Below are 3709 nucleotides of genomic sequence, written 5' to 3' on the forward strand. Positions count from 1 at the left end.
CGGGTGCCGGTGCGGGTGGGGGTGCGGTCGGGCGGTCGACTCGGACCGACGCGGCGGCCGGCCGTCGCCGCCCCTTCGTCGTGTGCGCTGTGGTGCCGTAGCCGATCAGCACGTTCCCGGATCCGGCGCGTTCCTCCTCGCGGTACGCCTCATGCTCGGGGGCGCTCGACGCTGCAGACCCGGCAGCATCCGGAGTCGTTCCCTCCGCCGCCGATGCCGATTCCGGGTCGGCGACCTCGAGCACCGGTGCACCGACGTCGATGGTGTCCCCGGCGGTGCCGTGGAGAGCCGTGACGACGCCGGCGAACGGCGACGGCAGCTCCACCACGCTCTTCGCGGTCTCGACCTCGGCGATCGGCTGGTCGGTCGTGATGGTGTCGCCCACCGCGACGAGCCACGTCACGAGTCCCGCCTCGGTCAGGCCCTCGCCGAGGTCCGGCAGGCGGAAGATGTGCGTGGACGGCTTCAGTGGGGCGCTCATACGTCGTCCTCCCAGTGCAGGGTGTCGATCGCATCGAGCACGCGGTCGACATCGGGCAGGTACCAGTGCTCGAGCTTCGGAGGTGCGTAGGGGGTGTCGAACCCCGTGACCCGTCGGACCGGGGCCGCGAGGTATTCGAAGCAGCGCTCGAACACGCGGGCCTGGATCTCCGAGGCGACGCTCACATATCCGGGGGCCTCGGCGATGACCACGGCACGGCCGGTGGACTTCACCGCGGCGGTCACGGTCGCGTCGTCGAAGGGGGAGAGCGAGCGCACGTCGACCACCTGCACGCTGCGCCCCTCGGCGGCGGCGACATCCGCCACCTCGAGTGCGAGCGGCACGGAGGCGCCGTAGGCCAGGAGCGTCACATCCGTGCCCTCGCGGGCGATGCGGGCGGTGCCGAGTTCCGTGGTGATCGAGGTGTCGACTTCGCCCTTCGACCAGTACAGCTTCTTCGGCTCGAGGAAGATCACCGGATCCGGCGAGGCGATCGCCGCGCGCAGCAGCGAGTAGGCATCCTGCGGCGTCGAGGGAGTGACGACCGTGAGGCCGGGGGTGTGCGCGTAGTAGGCCTCGGAAGAGTCGCAGTGATGCTCCACGCCGCCGATGCCGCCACCGAACGGGATGCGGATCACCAGCGGCATCCGCATCCCTCCGCGGGTGCGGTTGCCGAGCTTCGCGACATGGCTGACGACCTGCTCGAACGCGGGCAGTGCGAACGCGTCGAACTGCAGCTCCACTACGGGGCGCATCCCGTTCATGGCCATGCCGACCGCGGTGCCGACGATGCCGGACTCGGCCAGGGGGGTGTCGAAGCAGCGCTCCTCGCCGAACCGCGCAGTGAGGCCATCGGTGATGCGGAAGACGCCGCCGAGCGCCCCGACGTCTTCGCCGAAGACGACCACGTCCGGATCGGACTCGATGGCGTCGGCGAGTGCTCTGTTCAACGCGGCGGCCATGGTCATGGTGGTCACGGTGTCCGCCTCCACCTCGGCGCGGGTGTCGTCGTGTGCGATCGTCATCGGTGGCCTCCGTTCGGGGTGATCCCTGCACCCGCATCGGCGAGGCGCGAGCGCTCGATCTCGTCGCGCAGCAGATGCCATTGCTCGTCGAGCAGCGGCGAGCGGGTCGCGGTGACGAAGCGGAACAGGTCTTCGGGGTCGAGCTCGGCGTCGGTGTTCAGCGCCGTGCGCATCGCCGCGGCGATCTCCTCGGCGCCGGAGGCGAACCGCTCCTCGGCGTCGGCGTCGAGGGCTTCGGTACCCGTCAGATGGGCCCGCAGGCGAAGCAGCGGGTCGCGGGCGATCCAGGCCTGCACCTCGTCGCGCTCCCGGTACCGGGTGTCGTCATCGGCGTTGGTGTGCGCCTGCATCCGATAGGTGTGCGCCTCGACGAGCGAGGGGCCGCCGCCGGCGCGGGCGCGGTTCACCGCCTCGCCGAGCACGGCGAGCACGGCGGCGACGTCGTTCCCGTCGACGCGCTGTCCCGGCATCCCGTACCCGATCGCCTTGTGGGCGAGGGACGGCGCCGCGGTCTGCCGCGAGAGCGGGACCGAGATCGCGAACCCGTTGTTCTGCACGAAGAAGACGACCGGCACCTGGAAGACGGCGGCGAAGTTCATCGCCTCGTGGAAGTCGCCCTCGCTGGTGGCGCCGTCGCCGCACAGCGCGAGCACGACCGTGTCCTCGCCGCGGTGCTTGGCGGCCTGCGCGAAGCCGACCGCGTGCAGCAGCTGGGTGGCGAGCGGGGTGGCCTGCGGTGCGACCCGGTGGGCGCGCACGTCGTAGCCCGAGTGCCAGTCGCCCTTGAGGAGGACCATCGCGTCGGCGGGTTCGACTCCGCGTGCGATGACGGCGACCGAGTCGCGATAGGTCGGGAACAGCCAGTCCGTTTCGCCGAGAACCATCGCGGCGGCGACCTGGCACGCTTCTTGGCCGTGGGACGACGGGTAGACGGCGAGGCGTCCCTGACGCACGAGCGCGCCGGCCTGGTCATTGATCCGCCGACCCTCGACGAGGCCGCGATAGGCGGCCAGCAGGGTGTCGCCGTCGGGGAGCGCGTAGTGCTCGTCCGCGACAGGCTGTCCGTCCGCATCGATCAGTTGCACCGCGGTGTCTCGCGGAAGCATGTCGGTGTGCAGCATGCGCTCGTCCTCCTTGCCGAACTCGGTGGGGACAGCTTGCCTCTGTGGGCGACAGTCATCCAAGATCATCCGCGAAATACTGGATGAAGGAGCGACAGATGCGGCATTCTTGATCGAAGTGTCAGATTTTCTGGCCTGAGGAAGGGGTGTCATGATCGCGCTGGACGACACGGACCGAGCGATCCTCGAGGAGCTGCGTCGCGACGCGCGCTCGTCGATGACGGCGATCGCGGATGCCGTGCACATCTCGCGTGCCGGTGCGCACGCGAGGATCAAGCGCCTCACGGACGCCGGTGTCATCACGGGATACACGGTCCGCACGGATCCCGTCCTGCTCGGGCATCATGCGAGCGCCTACGTGACCCTTGCCATCGAGCAGGCGACGTGGCAGGCGGTGAGTGACCGGCTGCGCGCGATTCCCGAGATCGAGCACATGGCGCTCGTCGGCGGTGACTTCGACGTGATCCTGTTGGTGCGCGCCAACGACGCCCGCGACCTGCGTCGAATCGTACTCGAGGACATCCAGGCGATCCCTTCGATCCGCTCGACCCGGACCACGCTGATCTTCGAGGACTACACGCGGGAGTAACGGGGACGCGGGCGCGTTCTGCGGTGCGGGTGTTTCGCGGCGAGTGTGGACAAGGGCCCTGACGTCGTTTCTGTGGAGGGATTGTCGACGTGTCGCGTGTTTCGGAATATCGCTCTGAACTGGGGTTATCGGGGTTTGAATGTCGGTGGTCCCGGGTTGACTTAGGGGTATGAACAACCCCGTGGAACTGCTCGGCCAGGTCGTCGCTGACCTGGATGCGGTGCTGCGCTCGGACGTGATCGCCCGGCTCGGTGACGACGAGAAGATGGGGCTGTTGCGGGTCGCGGGTGAGGTGCAGCGGCGGGTGGAGGCAGTGGTCGTTGAGACGGTCGCGTCGGTCGATGAGCGTCCGGCGGGGTCGGGGGAGCCGGCGTTCTGCGGGCGATATGGCTGCCGCACGGTGAACGAGTTGCTGCAGCGGGTGGTGCGCACGGATGCTGCGGGGGCGGGGCGGGTGGTGAAGGCCGCGAAGGCGGTGCGGCGGGAGGTGGGG

General features: G+C 69.5%; 5 protein-coding genes. 2 read left to right on the forward strand and 3 right to left on the reverse strand.

What is annotated here, in order from left to right; genetic code table 11:
• From GZ67_RS0110795 to GZ67_RS0110805, 3 genes are all read right to left on the reverse strand, one after another.
• Window positions 1–481, reverse strand: a 481-nt coding sequence (locus tag GZ67_RS0110795) for a biotin/lipoyl-containing protein (protein WP_029273897.1), incomplete at its 3' end; no start/stop codon positions are given.
• The gene (locus GZ67_RS0110800) at window positions 478–1506 is read right to left on the reverse strand and encodes an alpha-ketoacid dehydrogenase subunit beta (protein ID WP_051662487.1); all 1029 of its coding nucleotides are present in this window, start codon (window positions 1504–1506) and stop codon (window positions 478–480) included. The genes GZ67_RS0110800 and GZ67_RS0110795, both read right to left, overlap by 4 nt.
• Window positions 1503–2627 carry a thiamine pyrophosphate-dependent enzyme gene (locus GZ67_RS0110805; RefSeq protein ID WP_029262373.1) on the reverse strand — a complete coding sequence of 375 codons (1125 nt, stop codon included), beginning with the start codon at window positions 2625–2627 and terminating at the stop codon, window positions 1503–1505. Before GZ67_RS0110805 ends, GZ67_RS0110800 begins: the two co-directional genes overlap by 4 nt.
• 151 nt (window positions 2628–2778) lie before the next feature.
• Here GZ67_RS0110805 and GZ67_RS0110810 point away from each other — a divergent pair, with 151 nt between their 5' ends.
• Window positions 2779–3216 carry an Lrp/AsnC family transcriptional regulator gene (locus GZ67_RS0110810; RefSeq protein WP_029262374.1) on the forward strand — a complete coding sequence of 146 codons (438 nt, stop codon included), beginning with the start codon at window positions 2779–2781 and terminating at the stop codon, window positions 3214–3216.
• A gap of 169 nt (window positions 3217–3385) precedes the next feature.
• The coding region (locus tag GZ67_RS0110815) for a hypothetical protein (protein WP_029273954.1) at window positions 3386–3709 on the forward strand (324 nt) is incomplete at its 3' end.

The organism is Microbacterium sp. Cr-K20, from assembly GCF_000708325.1.
In the GTDB taxonomy this organism is placed as follows: Bacteria; Actinomycetota; Actinomycetes; order Actinomycetales; family Microbacteriaceae; genus Microbacterium.